At 63.4% G+C, this 1,248-nt stretch carries 1 protein-coding gene; it reads right to left on the reverse strand.

Going from position 1 to position 1,248, the window contains the following annotated elements; all coding sequences use genetic code 11:
* Window positions 1-18 precede the first annotated feature (18 nt).
* Window positions 19-1,184, reverse strand: a protein-coding gene (locus AC3WT0_RS19835; protein ID WP_492755121.1) for an IS3 family transposase whose coding sequence is annotated in 2 segments (ribosomal slippage) — window positions 19-932 and window positions 932-1,184 — 1,167 coding nt in all. Because the reading frame shifts where the segments join, the coding sequence is not laid out codon by codon here.
* Window positions 1,185-1,248 lie beyond the last annotated feature (64 nt).

A 1,248-nucleotide genomic window follows, 5' to 3' on the forward strand; every position in this document is an offset into this window, starting at 1 on the left:
TGACGTGACCCCCGGCTTTCATCCAGCGGCAACCAGAGACCGATCATTGTTGTCGCGCATCAGCGCAGGTGAAGCAACGGGCTGGGTTAACCCAGCCCGTTGCTTTTCGAGTTCGGCGGCGAACGCCGCCGGGGTAGCGTATCCGAGCGAGGAGTGCGGCCGCTCGGTGTTGTAATCATCGACCCAACGCGCGAGGATCGAGCGGGCCTGACCGATCGTGAAGAAGAGCGTCTCGTTGAGCAGCTCGTCACGCATCCGGCCATTGAAGCTCTCGACGAACCCATTCTGGGTCGGCTTGCCAGGCGCGATGTAATGCCACTCGACACCGGCGTCGCCGGTCCAGGCAAGCACGGCGTTTGAGGTCAGTTCGGTGCCGTTGTCGCTGACGATCATCTTCGGTGCGCCGCGCTCGGCGATCAGATCGGTCAGCTCGCGAACGACACGCCGACCCGAGATCGACGTATCGACGACTGCCCGAAGGCACTCTCGGGTCACATCATCGACGATGTTGAGCACCCTGAAGCGACGCCCGGTAACAAGCTGATCGTGAACGAAGTCCAGGCTCCAGCGCTGGTTAGGAAGCGCCAACACCGGCGCCGGCGCCCGCGCGCCGACGGCGCGCCTTCGTCCACGCCGACGCCTGACTGTCAGCCCTTCCTCGCGATACAGGCGCTGCGTCTTCTTGCGGTTGATGGTGATGCCGTCTCGCCGAAGCAGGATATGCAGGCGTCGATAGCCGAACCGGCGGCGCTGCTGCGCCAACTCGCGCAAACGCGACCGCAGGTCGCCATCATCATCACGGCACGACCGATATCGCATGCTCTTCCTGTCTGCCGAAATCACCCGGCACGCCCGCCGCTCGCTCATCCCCAACGTCGCCTGGAGATGCGCGACCGCTTCCCGCTTCGCGGCGGGCGTCACCATTTTTTTGACAGCAGATCCTTCAGGCCCGCGTTGTCGAGCATCGTATCAGCCAGCAGTCGCTTGAGCCGCGCGTTCTCCTCCTCGAGCGTCCGCAACCGCTTGGCGTCCGACACCTCCATGCCGCCGAACTTGGCCTTCCACGCATAAAACGTCGCGCTCGACATCCCGTGCCGGCGGCACAACTCCGTCACCACCGCGCCCGCATCGGCCTCCTTCAAAATCCCGATGATCTGTTCTTCCGAAAACTGCTTCCGCTTCATCTGTCCGTCCCTTTGTCGGGTCGGACTCTAGCTCCAACTGGAGGAAAAAGCGGGGGTCACGTCA

The sequence above is a fragment of the Sphingomonas sp. EU05-FHT14C10 genome (assembly GCF_058790595.1).